The organism is Agrobacterium sp. CGMCC 11546, from assembly GCF_013365515.1.
GTDB classification, from domain to species: domain Bacteria; phylum Pseudomonadota; class Alphaproteobacteria; order Rhizobiales; family Rhizobiaceae; genus Agrobacterium; species Agrobacterium fabrum.
This window is the reverse complement of the sequence record NZ_CP047390.1, coordinates 187,001-204,954: the sequence shown is the minus strand read 5'-3', so window position 1 is coordinate 204,954 and position 17,954 is coordinate 187,001. Positions and strand designations below refer to the sequence as shown.

The window sequence follows — 17,954 nt, the reverse complement described above, 5'->3', positions numbered from 1 at the left end:
CCTGATGACTTTGGAACAGCAAGACCGGACCGAGCAGCAGAGACTAGCTGCGCTCAACGCCCGGGTGAGGCAGGATCTGTCCTACCTCAACTATCCCGCAGCAAACTGGTCGAAACCGGTCTCGACCTCAGACGGTCAGCTTGTCAGCGATGTCGTGATCATCGGCGGCGGCATGTGCGGCCTCGTTGCCTGGCATGCCCTGACACGGGCAGGGATCGCCAATATACGGATTGTGGACCGCGCCGCAAAAGGTGAGGAGGGCCCCTGGGTGACTTACGCGCGCATGGAAACCCTGCGCTCGCCCAAGAACCTGCTCGGACCGGCCCTCGGCATGGCGTCGCTCACCTTCAGGGCTTGGTACACCGCCCGCTTTGGCAAAGAGGCCTGGGAAGAACTCTTCCGCATCCCGCGACCCATGTGGATGGAATATCTGAGCTGGTACCGGCAGGTGATGGAAATCCCGGTTGAAAACAATATCCACGTCACCCGCGTCATCCCGCGGCTCGATGGGCTTCTGGAGCTGGAGATCGAGGGTGGGAAGGCTGACCCGATCATCACCCGGAAACTAGTGATGGCAACAGGGCGCGATGGTCTTGGAGAACCGACGATCCCGGATTTTGTGAAGGGCATGCAGCGCCACGTCAGCTGGGCGCATTCCGCCGATATGATTGATTTTCAGCGTCTGAAAGGGAAACGCGTCGTTGTCATCGGGGTAGGGGCGTCCGCCGTGGACAATGCCGCCGAAGCGCTGGAGCAGGGGGCCGGTGAGGTGCGTCTCCTTGCCAGACGCAAGACAATGCCGACAATCAACAAGTTGATGGGCATCGGATCCTATGGCGTCACCGCCGGCTTCGCGAAAATTGACCCTGAGTGGCGCTGGCGTCTCATGGATTATTCCGTCAAGCAGCAGACACCCGCCCCGCACAACTCGACGCTGAGGGTGAGCCGACATTCCAACGCCTATTTCCATTTCGACTGCGGTATCCAATCGATGAAGGAAGAGGGCGGCGAGGTCGTTATCACGACAATCAACGGTCGCGTCTTTCGGACCGATTTCGTGATTTTGGGAACGGGATTCTCAATCGACCCCGTCAGTCGTCCCGAACTCGAAATGTTCAATGGGCAGATCGCCTGCTGGGAGGACCGCTACACACCGCCAGCAGGTGAGGAAAACCCCGGTCTTGGCCGGTTTCCCTGGCTGCAAGACGATTTCTCCTTCACCGAGAAAGAGCCGGGTGCCGCCCCTTGGCTGCAGCACATCCATTGTTTCAATTACGGTTCATCGGTCAGTCTGGGCAAAGTCAGCGGCGATATTCCGGCCATCAGCGAAGGTGCGCTCTGGCTCGCGCGAGGTATCGCCGCTTCGCTGTTCATCGCCGACATCGATCATCACTGGGAAGCGCTGAAGGCTTACGAAAAGCCTGAACTCGATGGGTCCGAATGGACCGATGCGGATGCCGACCCCACCATGCAGAAGACAGCCTGAGGTTAAGGCGATGAGCAGAAAAACCGTTTATTATTACCATGCGCTCAGTTCGCCCTGGGCCTATCTGGGCGGGCCACAGTTTAAGGCGCTGGTCGAAAAGCACGATCTTGATGTCGTCGTTCGCCCCACCCGCATCGTCACCGAAAACGGTGGCGTTCCACTTCGTTCCAGACCCCAGCCGCGGCAGGACTACCACGCCGTCGAACTGGACCGCTGGCGCAAGCGTCTGGGCATGCCGTTGGTGCTGAAGCCGAGATATTATCCGACCAACAACGAGTTTTCCGCGCGCATGGTGATTGCGGCCGACAGGCAGGGTTTGCCTGCACTGGAACTCAGTCATGCGCTTCTGCGCGCCCTATGGGCGGAGGAGAAGGACGTGACCGATCCGGACGTTCGCATTGCCGTGGCAAACAGCCTGGGTCTTGATGGTCGTGCGCTACGTGCGCTCGAAGATACGCCCGAGATCATGGCGGCCTGGCATGACAGCCACGCCGAAGCGCAGTCGCGTGGTGTCTTTGGAACCCCCACCTGGGTTTATCGCGACACGCTCTATTGGGGGCAGGACCGCCTGACCTTTCTGGATGACGCTCTTTCCGAGGATTGAAAAAACTATGACAGCTACACCTCCAGAAGACGTGATCGACCGCGTCCTCGGCCTCGATGAAAGCTCCGATCTCCTGAAACTCCGCGAGCGACGTTCGAAGCTTAAACATCTGACGCAGACCAGCTATCTTGCGGCTTTGAGGCCAGCAGAGCCACGCAACTTTTCCTACGCCTTGCGGGCGGCGCTTGCCGCGCGTATGTCCGCTTTGTGGAAGGCGAAAGAACTCCATGCGCACTACATTGAGCGGCTTGCCGAGGAGGGAGGCTCCGACCACGCATCAGTCGCCGATCCGTCATCGGTCCTTCAGCACACGGATTCCCGCCTGCAAGCCATCCTGAACCACGTTGATCTCGTGACCCTTTCGCCGAAGAATGCGACCCGGGAAAACATTGAGAAACTCTACGCCGTTGGTCTTGACGACCGCGATATCGTCACGCTCGCCGGCCTGATTGCCTATGTGAATTATCAGGTGCTGGTCGTCGCCGGCCTCAAGATGATGAGGGACAATTGATATGTCACAGCCTGTCCATGAATTCACGCTCGATGCGCTTGAATGGCATCCCTACGTCAAGCCTGTCGATCTCGCGACGGCGACGCCCGAGCAATTGTCGGCCCTGAAGGTCACCCCTTCCAATACCAAGGTATCGGCCTATGTCCTGGTGCTCGCCAATGAGGCGGAGGCGCTGAACGAGCGCACGCCGCTCTTCAACGATATCATGTATAGTGACGGCGGATTATCACGCGGTGGGCGCGAGATCGGCGCGCTGGCGGCGTCCTTCGTCAATCACTGCATCTACTGCGCCGCGGTTCACGCCAACCGCTATATTCAGCTGGAGAAGCGGCCCGAGGTCGTGGACGAGATATATAAGAACGGGCTGGATGCCGACCTTCCTGATTTCGAGCAGGCGCTGTTCAATTTCGGTGTCGATCTGACCGCCCATCCAGATAATGTGGGGGTCTACCAATTTTATCACTTGCGGGAAATCGGTCTGGATGATCTTGAAATTCTCGATCTCATCCATTCCATCGCCATCTTCGGTTGGGCGAACCGGCTGATGCATACGTTGGGTGAACCACATCGGAAAGAATAAGTGAAGGCAACGGCAATCACGGGGACCGAGGCAGCTGTCCGCCCGTTCGACGTCGCGCACCGCGATGTCCTTAAAATCGCGATACCGATGATGATCGCCTATCTGTCGACGCCGCTTGTGGGTCTGGTGGCGACGGGTGTCATCGCGCATATGCGAAACGAGGCGCTGGTGGGCGGTGTGGCGCTGGCCTCGGTTATCTTCGACGTCATCTTCGTGACCTTCAATTTCCTGCGCGGCGCCACGACCGGCTTTACGGCGCAGGCAATGGGCGCCGGCGACCGGGTGGGCGAACAGCGCATGTTGTTGAGCGGCCTCATCATCGCACTGGTGGCCGGTCTGTTGTTGTTGCTGCTCAAAGGTCCGATCGGCGCGCTTGGCATGAGCGTCATGGGCGCAGACGGGATTGTCGCCGAAGTCGCCTCGACCTATTTCCACTGGCGAATCTGGTCGGCCCCCTTTGTTCTCTTCAATTTTGTCGCCTTCGGCTGGCTTATTGGCCGCGGTGAGGCCATGTGGAGCATGATCCTCCAGACGCTGCTGAATGGCCTGAATGCCGCCCTCAGCGTTCACTGGGTCATAGGGCTGGGCTGGGGCGTGGAAGGTGTCGCGATCGCCACTCTGGTTGCAGAAGCTGTAACTGCTGTGGCAGATGCGGCTTTAATTTTGGGCAAGACCGATCGCTCCGCCTGGCGGCTTCCTGATATACCGGCGATCAGACGATCCTTTGAAGTCAACGGCGACATGATGATCCGCTCGTTCGCATTGCTGATCGGCCTGTCCTTTTTTACGCGCCAGAGCGGCTTTCTCGGGATCGAGGTGCTTGCCGCCAACACTATTCTGTTGCGGTTCTATTTCTTCGGCGTCGCGTTCCTCGACGGTGTCGCTACAGCGGCAGAACAGCTTGCCGGCCGCGCCGTCGGCGCACGTTATCGACCTGCCTTCGATCGCACGATCAAACTGACGACGCTCTGGGGGGGCATTTTCGCAGCGCTGGTTTCCTTGGCATTCCTGGCTGGCGGGGATTGGGTCATCGCGCTGACCGCGCCTACAGATATCGTTGCGAGACTGGCTGACAGTTATCTGATCTACGTCGTGGTTCTGCCTGTCATCGGCATCATCGCTTTTCAGATGGACGGCGTCTATATCGGTTCCACGTGGTCCCGGCAAATGCGCAACCTCATGGTGGTATCGCTGATCATCTATTTTGCCGCCTGGGCGGTCCTGCAGCCTCTTTATGGCAACGATGGCCTATGGATTTCCCTGCTATTGTTTCAGGGCGCTCGAAGCATCGCCTTTCGGCTCATGCTTCCGAGGCTTGCGGCGGCAACGTTTCGGTAAAGATGTGACGAAAGAACTGCCATGGGCGGTCAGCCGTTGGAGAAATGGCGAGCAGCTTTGATGAAGGCACTGACGGCAGCGGGTGGATTCTGCCTGCCGGGGTAATACAATGCCAATCGGATGAGAGAGGGTGTCCAGTCTTCAAGGACGCGCACGAGCCGGCCGGCCGCGATGTCATCACGAACATCCGGTTCCATAACATACCCAAGACCAATGCCCTTTTGAGTTGCTATTCTAACAAGGCTCGGTTCGTCGAGAGTTATCGAACCCTTAACGTCGATCTGGACCGTGTTTCTACCCGAAACGCAAACACTCAGGATCGGGCTGCTGTCGCCCGTCGAGTTCGAGAAGCAGCAAAAAATCTAACCCGATGGTGTCTACGCAACTCGGGGGCTATTCATGTTGCATCGTCGTTCCTGCCATCCCGTTGATGGTAACCGTCCCATTTCCTCATCTATGGATAACATCCATCCTGCCTCGCGGACGATTACTCCGTTCATCCATCCGACGTCCTCAATGGCTCACACTGCAAATGTACGGAAAGGACCGATGGAATATGAATGGCCCCAACATGGCGTGGGGTGCCTGACATCAACGCTCGAAGCGATGATCTCAGGTGGATTCGGCAAATGCATCTGCCTCGTTTTGAGTCGTGAAGGTGAATGTGATCAGTTCACTGTCATCGTTCTGGCGGATACCGATTGCGGTCACAATCAACCGAGCGATCTCATCCTTAGCTTCACTTCCTGACCGGTATGACCCCACCGCGTTATCGATGGCCGGGCCGAATATCTCGCTGATCACACCGAGGCGCATATTGTATTTCATGATGATATCCCGGTCCTCGATGATCGCCGCCTGTTCGGCCTTCGGAATGCCGGCATTATCCATTGCGGTTATCGTTGCATTTGTTGCGAGCTTGATCGGACCTTCTTCAAGCCACCGATCAACCATCTGATGAAACTGGCGCATTCGCGCAGCAGGGATTGTTCTCTGTACATTGATCGACATCCGAGTTCCTTTGTCAGCTTCCATGCAACTGCGGTCTTGCGCTTCGCGCCATTTGTGGTGATAGGTGATGCATTATCCTGATATTCAAAACGCGTGGAGAGTTCCAGATGGAGTTCACGCAAGATCAGTTCTTTCAGGCGGTTGCCCCCTGCAAAACTCCGAGGATCTGGATCGCTGGTATCGCCATCTGTGGCCAACGGAAGCTCTATCACCCGGCGTCACATCGTTCAAATGCCGGACGAGATCTCATAAATGAGCACAATAGGCCGATAGCAGATGTTGCTGGTCACAGGTTCTCAACGGTTATGCCCGCTGAGCGGTTTCTTGAAGTTTTACGCTGGGCAGTTTTGAACCTTACATCCTGCGCTCGCCCCCCTTTAATGAGCTGGAGTGTTCGAAAACGGTCATGGCTTCACGCTGCTGCAAGACATGCCGGCTTTCGGCTAGTATCTCGCGATACCTCTGGATCTTGGCAGCTTTCATCCTGGATAAATCATCCTTCGAGAAATTTGCCTGCTGGACCGGAAAAGCCGCTTCGTTTTCCAAAAGGTCGAGCAAAAGATTTCGGATCACGGCGTTCTCCTCTCGAAGTTTCGCCAGCTCGATGGCCTTCCCACTCGACGCAAATCTCCGTGCGATAGCTTTGTCGATATCGTGTTCGGCAAGTAAAGTCCTGGCGGCGTAGTACCGACAAGCAAAGAATGTTGTGACAAGCGCGCATAGCGCGAAAAGAATGTAGATCATTCCGACCTCCAGGTTACCCTGAAAATCGATATTCCAAACGCGATTTTCAATACGCTAGTGAACCAGCAGGCCCAAAATGGCTTCGTCTCAATTAGGAGCGGATCGTAAAGGTGCCAGGTCGACCCCGATCGATAAGGCGACTATCAGAAGCTTCACTCTAATATAATTTGAATTCCTGTTACCTTGAAAGGTACGTTGCCTTCCTCACGGGATATGCGAAAGGCACACCATTTTCCAGGATAAAACCCTTGGTATACATGCAACTGCGCATCTCGGGAGAGCCATATGCGCCTCGATAGAAACCGACGTGGTCGTATGAGTAGTAGTCGAAACTGCATCTATCGAATGCTGCACGATAAGCGTCCTCGAGGACGGGGTCACCTGCCACTGGGACGGCACCGTAAAGATGCAATTGCGTCCGCGCTTCCGCGACTGCTGCCGTGAACGTGACGCTTAGAATCACACTTAAAGCCAGCTTGAGTTTCATGACCTGCCTCCAAAGAAATAATCGCAACGAGCAACGGAATTTTTGTCCGGTTTGTTCCCTTGGCTTGGGCCTATTTTCACGATCGCGGTGAGCCTTTGTCTCGTCACTACATGGTCGAAAGTGCATATCACTTTCTTTTACGCTCAGGGCCGACCGAGGAAGTGCCATCAGCTTCGCGCCTTCATTTCGGCCGTGAGGCGGTCAATATACCAGCCCGAAGCGGACATCTCAGGGTAGGTAATCGCGGAGCGGGAGAGATTCAAAGCATTACAAGCGAATTAACAATGGGTTCGGCGCCTTGCATCCCTTCAGGAGCGTCGATTTGGACATTGCGCCGTCGTCATGCGATGCAGCTCAAGAGCACTCTTTCCAGCAGCTTTCACAATGGAGATCGATGCAAAGTCTTCTGCGGTTCTGATCCTTCGCTACGCATTTTCAGACAGAAAGATCTGAATGTTGGTGGCGATAGAAAGTCCATCGCCCGGTAAGCGGCCAAGGAGTTTCGAGATTGTCTCGACGGCAAGTCGCGCCTCCAAGAGCGGTTTTTGGTCGATGACCGCGTTGATCTTCCTGGATTTCAGAAGCATTCGTCGATCAGGAGTGAGTTCGTGCGTGATGACCACCGTATCATCAATCCGCCCAAGGCGTTGAAGGGTGCTCACGATCGGCACCGCACCGGCGGACAGGTGATATATGCCGCGCAGGGCGGGATCGTCGTGGAACGCAATCTCCACCACTCTGCCTGCTTCCTCCTGATTTTCCCCCGTCTCAAGAACCGCAGCAAGGCTGCACTCTGGATAGCGTTCGGTCAGGACGGCGCGAAAGCCTTCCTCTCTTTCCCGGTGGCCGGTGATGTCGCGCGACCCGGCGATCACGATCACCCGCCCGCCCTCCCGCAGGAAAAGTCCCATCAGGTCTCCGGCTACGCGGCCCGCTTGCCGATCGTCCGGTCCAACGTAGGCAGCGCGTCCGCAATCCGTCAGGTCAGTCGCCAGGGTCACGACAGGCATCTTGCGGGACAGCACCGCTACGGCTTCCCTGATGCGAATATCGTCAGGGCTCGTGACGACGAGACCGTCGTATGAGCGACAATCGCGGACGGCTGCGGCAATAGCCGCGGGCTTGCGGGGATCAATGTGGTGGACGAAGAACTGCACATTCAGCGCTGTGTACATTCTCCCGGCTAGATCAATGCCTTCTCTCAACGCTGCATGAAATGGATTGACCGGAGGCTGCATGAGGACCGCGACGCGCAGGGCACGAGAGGGCGTCCGGTCTAACGCCCGATCAATACCAAGCGCGCGCGCCGTGGCCAGAACGAGGTCTTCTTTATCAGCGCGCACCCCTCCGCGATTGTTCAAAACCCTATCGACTGTGGCAGTCGAGACGCCTGCTGCTTTCGCTACATCCGTAATGCTCACCTTTCGTGCAACCATCTGCCTCTCCACCGCTCATTCTGATGGAATCCCATCAAAATCGAACTTTGTAAACCGAATATCTCAAGCTAAATCTCTGCGTCGAGGAGGGTCGCCCACAAGGTGAGCGGCGCCAGGGAAGGACCAGAACATCATGAATATTACAGTCACCACGGCACCGTGTTGCTGGGGCGTCGATGACGTGCGCAATCCGAACCTGCCCCCATGGGAGCTTGTGTTCGATGAGGTCAAGGCTGCCGGATACGGCGGAATGGAGCTTGGCCCCTATGGCTACGTGCCTCTGGACACCGACCTGGTTTCTTCGGCTTTAACGAGCCGAGGGCTCTATATCGTGGCCGGAACGATCTTCAACGACCTTGTCGCTTCGGAAAACCGCGACAGCCTTCTGCGACAGACCGACGAGATCTGCTCCCTGATCACCCGCCTGCCAAGGCCGCCCAAATCCGCAGGCCAGCGCTTTTCCGCGCCCTATCTGACCGTGATGGACTGGGGACACGACGAGCGCGATTATGCAGCTGGTCATTCCGACAGAGCGCCGCGGCTCGATGACGCCGCGTGGGCCGGCATGATGAACAACATACGGGCCATATCCGAGCTTGCCCGCGACAAATATGGTGTTCGTGCCACCATTCATCCGCATGCCGGTGGCTATATTGAATTCGAGGACGAGATTGCCCGTCTCGCCGCCGACATTCCACAGGAAGTCGCAGGCTTTTGCCTCGACACCGGCCATACCTGGTATGCCGGAATGGACCCTGTCGAAACTCTACGCAAGTACGCCGACCGCCTCGACTACATCCACTTCAAGGATATCGACAAGGCGGTTTTCGACCGCATCATGGGCGAACACATCCGTTTCTTCGAAGCTTGCGGGCAAGGCGTGATGTGCCCGATTGGAAACGGCTGCATCGACTATCCGGCAATCCGGGCTCTTCTCGATGAGCTTGGCTATGAAGGCTTCATCACGGTGGAGCAAGAGCGTGATCCTCGCAATGCCGGCGGTAGCCTCGCCGATGTGAAACTCAGCCGCGACTATCTCAAATCGGCTGGATTCTAACAATCTGGGACAGAAATTTATGATTTACGGAACTCGTCAAACGAAACGACCTCTTCGCTGGGCCATGGTGGGCGGCGGCCGCGGCAGCCAGATTGGCTACATTCACCGCAGTGCCGCGCTTCGTGATCGCTACTTCGATCTCTTTGCCGGCGCCTTCGATATCGATGCGGAACGTGGCCGTGCCTTCGGTGTGGAGCTGGGATTGGACGAGGCTCGATGCTACTCGGACTGGCGGACGCTTTTCGCGGAGGAAGCAAAGCGTCCAGACGGCATCGAGGCGGTATCGATCGCGACGCCCAACAACACCCATTACGAAATCACAAAGGCCGCCCTTGAAAGCGGATTGCATGTCGTGTGCGAAAAGCCGCTCTGCTTCACAGTCGCCGAAGCCGAGGATCTCAAACGTATCGCAGAGGAGCGCGGTCGTATTGTCGGCGTGACCTATGGCTATAGCGGGCATCAGGTGATCGAGCATGCACGGGAACTTGTCGCTGCAGGCGAGCTGGGCGAAATCCGGCTCGTCAATCTTCAATTCGCTCATGGCTTCCACAACGAGGCTGTCGAACTCCAGAACCCAGCCACACGGTGGCGAGTAGATCCACGGTTCGCGGGGCCGAGCTATGTGCTTGGCGATATCGGAACACATCCGCTCTATATTTCCGAGGTTATTCTACCGGATCTTCATATCAAGCGACTTCTTTGCGCCCGGCAAAGCTTCATCAAGACGCGCGCGCCGCTTGAGGACAACGCCATGACATTGATGGAATACGACAACGGGGCATTTGGCACGGTCTGGTCAAGCGCTATCAATGCGGGTTCCATGCACGGACAGAAGGTTCGCATCGTTGGCTCGAAGGCTTCGATCGAATGGTGGGACGAGCAGCCGAACCAGCTTCGATTTGAGATTCAAGGCGAACCAGTGCGCATCCTGGAGCGTGGCATGGGCTATCTGCATGCAAAGGCGCTTGCCGACGATCGTATTGGTGCAGGTCACCCGGAGGGTCTCTTCGAGGCGTGGGCGAACCTTTACGACCGCTTCGCCATCGCCATGGAAGCGCGCAACGAAAACGATGGCGAACGCCTTGCCAACCTTCGGTATCCGGGGGTCGAGGCAGGGGTGGAAGGCGTTCGTTGGGTAGAAAATTGCGTGCGGTCCGCCGACCTCGGCGGAGTCTGGGTTGATTATCAGTGATTGGATAACAGGGTACGATGGTCGTCTGATGGCTGGAACTGCACGTGCCAAGGACATCGGTTTGTTCGACGACAACTTTCTGACCGTTCTACGCAACGGCATGATCGACTACTCCAAGGAGCTTACGCGACGTAGGCAGCCTCTGGTTGCGGGCCACACCTCCATAGGCCCGCAACCGCTAAGACCGCGCCAGAAAGCGCAACCTCAACACATATTCACCCGGAGGCAGAAATGCGTATCGCAATAGACCCGTTCATGCATCGTCACTTGAGCCTTGAGGAACTGCCGCGCAAGGTGCGCGAGCTTGGCTACGACTGGATCGAGATGAGCCCACGCGCCGATTTTCTCGAATGGTTCAAGGCGCCGCGCGTGTTCCCGCAGCGCATGAAGGAGTTCAAGAAGGCGCTGGCGGCTGAGAACGTCAAGATCGCTTCGCTTCTCCCCATGTATCGTTGGGCATCGAACGATGAGACGGAGCGCAAGGCGGCCGTGAAGCACTGGAAGCGGGCTATTGAAATTGCCGTCGAGATGGAAATCGACACTATGAACTCCGAGTTCGGCCGTGGACCGCATCCCGACAAGGGAAGCTGCTATTGCTGCCACACGGGATCGATGATCGAGGCCTGCGAGGATGCCTGGTGGCGCTCGATGGAGGAATTGGTGCCGGTGTTTGAACGTGAAAACATCCAGCTTAATATCGAACCGCATCCTGAAGACTGGTGCGAGACACTGCAGCCGGCTCTGGATATCATCAGAACTGTGAACTCAAAGAATGTGAAGTTCCTCTATTGCGCGCCGCACACATTCTACTTCGGCGATGATACCAAGGCGATGCTGCGCGAGGCAAAGGATGTTCTCGCTCACGTGCATGTCGGCGACACGTTCAATCACAAGGCAAGCTCCGGCCTGCGCTACATCCTGAACCCACCCGGAACGCAGGCTCGTGTGCATCAGCACCTGAATATTGGCCAGGGAGAGGTTCCGTGGGACGATTTCTTCGGCACTCTGGCGGAGATCGGTTTTGACGGGACCATGACGGCCTGCGTCTTCGCTTGGGAAGACAGGGCCGATCACTCCGGCAAGTTCATGCTGTCGGAGATGAACCGCTACATCGAGAAATATTGGCCCAAATAAGCGCGAACGCGCTTCACACGCACCAGCAATATCATCGCGGATTTTGGCGCCGGCGCTAAACATGACAGATAGCGCGCGCCTTAGGTGGGAATGCCTTCAGCATCCGGCGTAAGATGGCAAGCTCGAGACCGCCGAGGGCTCGGTGAGGACTGGAAGCTCGGTCGTCTTCTCTGTCAGACCAGTCACGAGCTGTGAGATAAGCTGCCGGCTCAAACCCGACAGTTATAGCAATCTTCGCCTGCTAGAGGTTTCCGATCTGGCCACCTGGTATCGTGGCGGCTTGGCGCCACAAGCGGTTATAAGCAACATTGTCAGCGGCGATTTCCCCCGTCGTCATAGCGTAGCGTAGCCGCCTCGATCTTGCTGCCGTTGGCCGCGGCCCATGAACAAAGTGCTTCAAACGGCTCCCGCAGCGAGTGGCCCAGCGGCGTGATGGCATATTCCACGCCCACAGGCTGCGTTGGCAGGACGGTCCTTGTTACAAGGCCGTTCCGCTCGAGCCTCTTCAAAGCATCGGCCAAAGCCTTGTGTGTGATCCCGTCGAGCCGGCGCTTGATCTCGTTGAAGCGCGAGGGCCTGGGACAGATCACCGTCAAGATCAGGATTGTCCATTTGTCCGCGATCTTGTCGAGCACCGGGCGAACCCGCGCCATGTCGTTAAGGGCGCACTGAGAAAGTGCTTCAAGGTCAGTATACTCATCCATATCTAGGTTACTTCAGGTGCGTAATTGATACCAGATATATAACGTATATCATGGCGAGACCATCAATTGAAAGGATTTACGATGGCTCAAATGAGTAGCAAGGTTGCCCTGGTCGTCGGGGGTGCCAAGGGTATCGGCTTGGCAATTGCAGAGCGGCTTTCAGAGGAAGGGGCGAAGGTCTTCATCACCAGTCGTCGAAGCGAAGATGCCGAAAAGGCAGCAACGGCTATTGGTCATGGCGCGATCGGTATCGCCGCCGATGCCGCGATCCCCGAAGATATGGTGGCGACTGTCGAAAAAGTGCGAAAGGCACACGGCCGTATCGACGCGCTCGTCTTGAATGCAGGTCTTTCTGAGCCTGCGCAGATCGCCGAGATAACTCCTGAACATTTCGACCGCCACTTCGACGTCAACGTCCGCGGGATGGTCTTCGGCTTCCAGGCGGCTCTGCCTGCAATGACGGAAGGCGGGTCAGTCGTCCTTGTCGGATCCATTGCCGATAGTGGAGGCTACGCTTCCTACGGAACCTACGCTGCTACCAAGGCAGCCGTGCGTTCCTATGCCCGAACCTGGACGGCAGAGCTCGCATCCGTCGGCATCCGCGTCAACGTCGTTGCACCCGGACCTACAGATACAGAAATGATGGCTGCGGTTCAGCCAGACATGCGCGCGGCCATTGTCGCTCCTATCCCGATGGGGCGGATGGCGCGGCCTTCCGAAGTGGCTGCAGCCGCCTTGTTCTTATTGAGCGATGACGCGAGTTACATCGCTGGTGCTGAATTGTGCGTCGACGGCGGCTTGCGGCAGGTCTGAGGTTAAGTCGAAACGATGTACCCGATCTGAGCAGGTCGGGTACAGCAAACGCTCGATGACAGATCGACTTTAATGTGAAGCCGTTCAAAATCGAAAAAAGGTACCGAACACCGAGGACGATTATGTTAGCGCCTCGGTTCTCGACCAGCCAGTGCATCTGCCGTGAAACGTCCTCTTCATTCAATGAAGAATGATAATTCGATCAGCGGATGACAGCTATGGGCCGAAGCCATCATGCGGACGAAGCGGTCATTCGATGACAGCTCTTCGGAACGTCTGAGGGTAATCAAGCACGAGACCGGCATCATCAACCTCAAGCTCTGCTGTGAAAGCGCGGAACAGGCCCTCATAGCGATAGCGCCGATTTGGCGTCAGGCAAGTGTAGCGCTGTTCTGCCCGCTGGGGCAGAAAATCGCCGTCAATCTGATCTGGAAGCGGGACGTAGGCGACCACAATGTCGCTGCTTTCCTGCGCCTGAAGTTTCAGGCGCTTGATTGGAAGTGTGTTGGTCGCAGGTGTGATGCCGATGTCGACGTCGATGCAGCCAGTCAGGTTCGGCAAGGGCCTGTTTCTCATCACGTCACGCCAGTTTCCGCGACCATCGGATTCTACATGCAGGCTTGGGCCGCCGACATATACGACCCGAACCTCGCGCGTCTGAAAGTTGGTGTCGGTGAGAACATAGTAGTAACCGCCATACGTCCCGTGCCGAGTTCCAGCCACAACCCCTTCGAGAACAAGACCATCATCGCTTTCACTGTACAGGCAGTGCTCAAGCCCGTGACCTTCCCAATCCTTCCAACGAACAACAGCCATCGACGTCCCTTCCGCAAACATGAGCGTAACATGAACATTATGGTTGGGATGAACAACCGTAAAGGACCGGGAAGCATCTGCCGCTCAGCGCCAAAAGCGGCCGGCAGCCAGATCGGACTGAGCGAGGATGTGTATGGCGTTTGAATTCCATAGTGCGGTGGGCGTGCGGCTTTATGGTCCCGTGCGGAGTAAACCCATATCGATAAATAGCTGTAGAGTCTGAGTGCGCGTAAATCATATAAAAAATTGAAACAATTAGAGCTGAAACCCCATCGCTCTCGGCAATTTACATCACAGCAAAACTCAACATGTGCATCCCCAGAAACCAGCAAAAGCCCCAAGCAGGAAAGCTCGAGGCAGGTTCTGTTGTCGTTCACACTTGTGCGGCTCCCCCATCAACGAACATCTCACTTCCTGTCACCGTCGGCACAAGATGCCGAGCTGCTCAACACGGTCCTGCTCGAGGGCGCAAAAGATACCGCGAAGAAATTGAACTTCCGTTTGGAGAATAGGTCGTCCTTCACTCCGAAAGCCAGGCGGTTAATTTGCTTCATATGATGCCGAGAGTTCGAGTCCGCTCAAGAGCTTAATTGGACACATTCATTGCGGCTCGCAAAGCATCGTTGATGCGATCTTGCCAGCCTGGACCGTCCGCCTGAAAATGCGAGAGGACATCGCTGTCGATCTTCAATGATACGAGCTCCTTGGTGTTGGGGATTGCAGGCCGTTCAACGGCTGGCGCTGCGACCTTCTTTGCCGGTTTGAACAGCGCCTCAGCTGCGTCTTTAGGATTGGACGGTCGTCGGGGTGTTGTCATGGCCAATTCCTCTTGTGTCGTGCGCTTGAATTGCGCAGTCGATCGGTTCGATGTTCTTCGTCTTAAAGGGCTTTTATTTCACGTCCAATAACCAAGGACGTGATCGTAAATATTCACCGAGATCACCCCGTAGACCGGCGGTGACCTCGCCGTCGTCGCAATTGTGGACAAGCGGCGAGGAGAGGTATTGTATGCCTCGCCCAACAACTCGATTGCAATGCAGATTTTCGACCGATTGACGGAGCGCACCGCCGAGGGTCAACTGGTTGAAGGCTTGGCAACGAAGTGGGATCCGTTTCAGAAACGAAATGGCGTCTAGCCTGCGTGAGGGCGTCAAGTGGCACGATGGCCAGCCCTTCACTTCTGATGATGTGATTTTCACGCTTGGTCGTGCTGGCAGCGTGCCGAACAGTCCCGGTGGCTTCGGCGGTTTCATGCGCAATCTTGCAAGCGTCGAGGCGGACGGCAACAATGCCGTCATCATCAACACAAAGGCACCAGCACCGACGCTTCCGGGCGATCTCGCAAATATTGCCATTGTGTCACGCCACGCGGGCGAGCGGGTAGACACCGCAGACTATAATTCAGGCAAGGCCGCGATTGCCACCGGCGCGTTCCGCCTCACGACATTCAAGCAGGGCATCGAGGTTGGTCTTGAGCGTAATCCGGATTGGTGGGGCAAGAAAGTGACCTGGGAGCACGCGACCTATCGTATGATTTCCAGTGCGAACGCCCGCACAATATTCGGTTGTGATATCAAGCACAGAAATGAGTGCGGCTTATAACAATCAAGATTTGTATTTGATGATAGGCGCAACCAAAAAAGTTAATTAAGGTTTAACGGTAAAATAACAAATTTGTTATATAACTTTTATTACAGCGATCTAGCTGACCCGCCCCGCGCGCGACCAAGACGATGATTGTCTTGCTCAGTCCCCGCATAAATTTGAGGGGGAGCCCCCGATGTCATTCCTTCAGCATGCCCGTATCCGCACTAAAATCCTTTCCCTGATACTTCCCCTTTGCCTCGTCGGCATTGGCGGTGACATTCTCATCGCGAAGAATTACAGTTCATCTGGCGAGACATACTCGGACTTTATTTCCAACGAAACCGCTGCCGAAATCAATATGGCTATCGCTAGCCAGAGGTTGGTCGCTGTCGTCTACGATGCCTACCAGGTATTTGCCTATGACCCGGGGACAACCGGTCTGATGGCAGCGCAGGAAGATTACAAACAAAGCACGAAACGATTTCTCGACCTTGTCAGCGATTCCAGAGGTTTGCTGCCGAGCGAAGTAAGCAGCTTCGCCGCCTTTGAAACGGACGCAAAGGAAATCTTTAGCATCACAGACAGGGCAATTGAGGCCGGAGCGGCAGACCGTAATACAGAAGCAAAGCAGCTTCTCGCCCAGGCCGATGAGAAGGTCGCGGTGGCGTTGCCGAAAATGCGCGGCTGGATCAACACCTACTCCAAGACTATAGCCGACAAGGCGGCGGCGCTTGGCGTGGAAACGAGAAACACAATCTTCTACAGTCTGGCTGTCGTTGGCACTGTCTTCACTGTGGGCATCGCGCTGACGCTCCTTCTTATCTCACGCGGCATTACGGGTCCAATCGCTGCTCTTCGCGAACGTATGCTGTCGCTCGCTGCAGGTCATAGCGAAGCGCCGGTCAAGGGGGTCGATCGGCGTGACGAAGTTGGAGAGATGGCCAAAGCAGTGGCTGTGTTTCGAGACAACGCTATCGAACGGATGCGACTGGAGCAGGAGGCAGACGCTAACCGGTCGCTATCTGACAAAGAGCGGCTTGAGCGTGAGGCGCAGAAAGCGCGCGAGGCTGCAGATACGCAGTTTGCCGTGGATGGTCTGGCAACTGGACTGGAAGAGCTGTCCCGGGGCAATGTCGCCTATCGCATAAACGTACCCTTCGTGACACAGCTAGATCGGCTGCGAGAGAATTTCAACGCTTCGCTCGCAAAGCTTGAAGACACGCTGCTTCAGGTGGGTCAGAATGCTCACGGGATCGACGCCGGCGCCAACGAAATTCGCGCCGCAGCTGACGATCTATCAAAACGAACGGAACAGCAGGCCGCATCCGTGGAAGAAACGGCTGCCGCTCTCGAACAGATTACTACAGCGGTAAAAGACTCCGCACGGCGGGCAGAAGAGGCTGGCGCTCTGGTGGCGCGAGCCCGACAGGGAGCCGAACAATCGGGTCAGGTCGTTCGCAATGCTGTTGCCGCCATGCAGGCGATCGAGAAGTCGTCCACGGAGATCAGCAACATCATCGGCGTGATTGATGAGATTGCGTTCCAGACGAACCTCCTGGCGCTGAACGCCGGTGTCGAGGCAGCTCGAGCCGGCGAAGCAGGGAAGGGCTTTGCGGTGGTCGCTCAGGAAGTGCGCGAGCTTGCCCAACGCTCGGCTATTGCCGCAAAGGAAATCAAGACACTTATACAGGGCTCCGGTGGCCATGTGCAGGCTGGCGTCAACCTGGTGGGAGATGCAGGCAGGTCGTTGGAAAACATCTCGGCGGAAGTTCAGGAAATTAACCGGCACGTCAGCGCGATCGTTGAAGCGGCACGAGAACAGTCGATTGGTCTCCAGGAGATCAATACCGCCGTAAACGCGATGGATCAGGGCACACAGCAGAATGCGGCGATGGTCGAGCAATCGACTGCCGCCAGCCACAATCTTGCAAAAGAGGCGGCTTCGCTCACGGCGCAGCTTTCGCAATTTAATCTGACCGGGATGGCGTCGGCGCAATCTGCTGCGCTCCGCAAGTCGGCACATGCAATGGCCGCGGTGGCAACCCAGTCCTCTGATGTCGCTGTCGGCAGGCCGAAGGCACGAAGGGTCGCAGGAGCTTTCGGCGCTACACAAGGTAGCTGGGAGGAATTCTGACGAACCTGCTCCGGAGCCTTCATGCTCCGGAGCAACCCGCTTCCTTCAGACATTCACGACCAAGAGCATGTTGCTGTGCTCTTAGTGTGCGTCGCCAGATATTGAAGCCCTAGGCTGCCAGACATATGCGACGCTATTCTTGGGAAACTGGAGCCGCACTCGCTGTCACGCGATTTCTTTCGGCGCAGGCGGCGCGCCGACCTGGCTTTAGCCGAACTGCTGGAGCCAGATCAATTGGCGAAGGTGCTTTGCAATTATGGTGGCCGCCATGCGCAGGGCGCGCCCGTTGCCATTATTGCTGGTGAATGGTCAAAGCGGTA

At 56.5% G+C, this 17,954-nt stretch carries 17 protein-coding genes and 2 pseudogenes; 12 read left to right on the top strand and 7 right to left on the bottom strand.

What is annotated here, in order from left to right; translation table 11 throughout:
- The first annotated feature begins 4 nt into the window (after positions 1–4).
- The 5 genes from GSF67_RS25690 to GSF67_RS25670 are packed head-to-tail and all read left to right on the top strand — an operon-like array spanning position 5 to position 4,519.
- Positions 5–1,486 carry an NAD(P)-binding domain-containing protein gene (locus GSF67_RS25690; RefSeq protein ID WP_006315836.1) on the top strand — a complete coding sequence of 494 codons (1,482 nt, stop codon included), beginning with the start codon at positions 5–7 and terminating at the stop codon, positions 1,484–1,486.
- 10 nt (positions 1,487–1,496) lie between these two features.
- Complete coding sequence (locus GSF67_RS25685; RefSeq protein WP_006315835.1) at positions 1,497–2,090, top strand: 2-hydroxychromene-2-carboxylate isomerase; 594 nt, start codon at positions 1,497–1,499, stop codon at positions 2,088–2,090.
- Between the two features lie 7 nt (positions 2,091–2,097).
- Positions 2,098–2,601 (top strand): CMD domain-containing protein, encoded by a 504-nt coding sequence (locus GSF67_RS25680; protein WP_006315834.1) that lies wholly within the window; start codon positions 2,098–2,100, stop codon positions 2,599–2,601.
- A 1-nt stretch (position 2,602) separates the two neighbouring features.
- A complete protein-coding gene (locus tag GSF67_RS25675; protein ID WP_006315833.1) occupies positions 2,603–3,181 on the top strand; it encodes a peroxidase-related enzyme in 579 nt (192 codons plus the stop codon).
- Entirely contained in the window at positions 3,182–4,519 is a 1,338-nt protein-coding gene (locus GSF67_RS25670) for an MATE family efflux transporter (protein ID WP_176072110.1), read from the top strand.
- 29 nt (positions 4,520–4,548) lie between these two features.
- Here GSF67_RS25670 and GSF67_RS25665 read toward each other — a convergent pair.
- The 4 genes and pseudogenes from GSF67_RS25665 to GSF67_RS25650 form a co-directional block, all read right to left on the bottom strand.
- Positions 4,549–4,812, bottom strand: a pseudogene (locus GSF67_RS25665) (LysR substrate-binding domain-containing protein); the annotation flags it as partial.
- 319 nt (positions 4,813–5,131) lie between these two features.
- On the bottom strand, positions 5,132–5,530 hold the full coding sequence (locus GSF67_RS25660; protein WP_006315830.1) for a hypothetical protein: 399 nt from the start codon (positions 5,528–5,530) through the stop codon (positions 5,132–5,134).
- Positions 5,531–5,884: 354 nt separating this feature from the next.
- Positions 5,885–6,274 carry a hypothetical protein gene (locus GSF67_RS25655; RefSeq protein WP_006315829.1) on the bottom strand — a complete coding sequence of 130 codons (390 nt, stop codon included), beginning with the start codon at positions 6,272–6,274 and terminating at the stop codon, positions 5,885–5,887.
- 912 nt (positions 6,275–7,186) lie between these two features.
- Positions 7,187–8,197, bottom strand: coding sequence for a LacI family DNA-binding transcriptional regulator (locus tag GSF67_RS25650; RefSeq protein ID WP_006315827.1), 1,011 nt, complete (start codon positions 8,195–8,197; stop codon positions 7,187–7,189).
- A 133-nt stretch (positions 8,198–8,330) separates the two neighbouring features.
- On the opposite strand from GSF67_RS25650, the gene GSF67_RS25645 reads away from it, so the two are divergent.
- The 4 genes and pseudogenes from GSF67_RS25645 (at position 8,331) to GSF67_RS25635 (ending at position 11,580) form a co-directional block, all read left to right on the top strand.
- Positions 8,331–9,254, top strand: a complete 924-nt coding sequence (locus GSF67_RS25645; RefSeq protein ID WP_006315826.1) for a TIM barrel protein — start codon at positions 8,331–8,333, stop codon at positions 9,252–9,254.
- 19 nt (positions 9,255–9,273) lie between these two features.
- The gene (locus tag GSF67_RS25640; RefSeq protein ID WP_035216500.1) at positions 9,274–10,446 is read left to right on the top strand and encodes a Gfo/Idh/MocA family protein; all 1,173 of its coding nucleotides are present in this window, start codon (positions 9,274–9,276) and stop codon (positions 10,444–10,446) included.
- 28 nt (positions 10,447–10,474) lie between these two features.
- A pseudogene (locus tag GSF67_RS26175) lies at positions 10,475–10,570 on the top strand (rhizopine-binding protein); the annotation flags it as partial.
- Positions 10,571–10,677: 107 nt separating this feature from the next.
- Positions 10,678–11,580 (top strand): sugar phosphate isomerase/epimerase family protein, encoded by a 903-nt coding sequence (locus GSF67_RS25635; protein ID WP_006315824.1) that lies wholly within the window; start codon positions 10,678–10,680, stop codon positions 11,578–11,580.
- A gap of 311 nt (positions 11,581–11,891) precedes the next feature.
- Here the strand turns inward: GSF67_RS25635 and GSF67_RS25630 are convergent, their stop codons facing one another.
- Positions 11,892–12,284, bottom strand: coding sequence for a helix-turn-helix domain-containing protein (locus GSF67_RS25630; protein ID WP_006315823.1), 393 nt, complete (start codon positions 12,282–12,284; stop codon positions 11,892–11,894).
- Positions 12,285–12,365: 81 nt separating this feature from the next.
- Between GSF67_RS25630 and GSF67_RS25625 the strand changes: the two genes are divergently transcribed.
- On the top strand, positions 12,366–13,097 hold the full coding sequence (locus GSF67_RS25625) for an SDR family NAD(P)-dependent oxidoreductase (RefSeq protein ID WP_006315822.1): 732 nt from the start codon (positions 12,366–12,368) through the stop codon (positions 13,095–13,097).
- Positions 13,098–13,346: 249 nt separating this feature from the next.
- Here the strand turns inward: GSF67_RS25625 and GSF67_RS25620 are convergent, their stop codons facing one another.
- Positions 13,347–13,913 carry a putative glycolipid-binding domain-containing protein gene (locus tag GSF67_RS25620; protein ID WP_035216498.1) on the bottom strand — a complete coding sequence of 189 codons (567 nt, stop codon included), beginning with the start codon at positions 13,911–13,913 and terminating at the stop codon, positions 13,347–13,349.
- A gap of 586 nt (positions 13,914–14,499) precedes the next feature.
- Positions 14,500–14,730 carry a BrnA antitoxin family protein gene (locus tag GSF67_RS25615; RefSeq protein ID WP_006315820.1) on the bottom strand — a complete coding sequence of 77 codons (231 nt, stop codon included), beginning with the start codon at positions 14,728–14,730 and terminating at the stop codon, positions 14,500–14,502.
- A gap of 308 nt (positions 14,731–15,038) precedes the next feature.
- On the opposite strand from GSF67_RS25615, the gene GSF67_RS25610 reads away from it, so the two are divergent.
- The gene (locus tag GSF67_RS25610) at positions 15,039–15,515 is read left to right on the top strand and encodes an ABC transporter substrate-binding protein (RefSeq protein ID WP_006315818.1); all 477 of its coding nucleotides are present in this window, start codon (positions 15,039–15,041) and stop codon (positions 15,513–15,515) included.
- Between the two features lie 178 nt (positions 15,516–15,693).
- Entirely contained in the window at positions 15,694–17,634 is a 1,941-nt protein-coding gene (locus GSF67_RS25605; protein WP_006315817.1) for a methyl-accepting chemotaxis protein, read from the top strand.
- Positions 17,635–17,954: the final 320 nt, after the last annotated feature.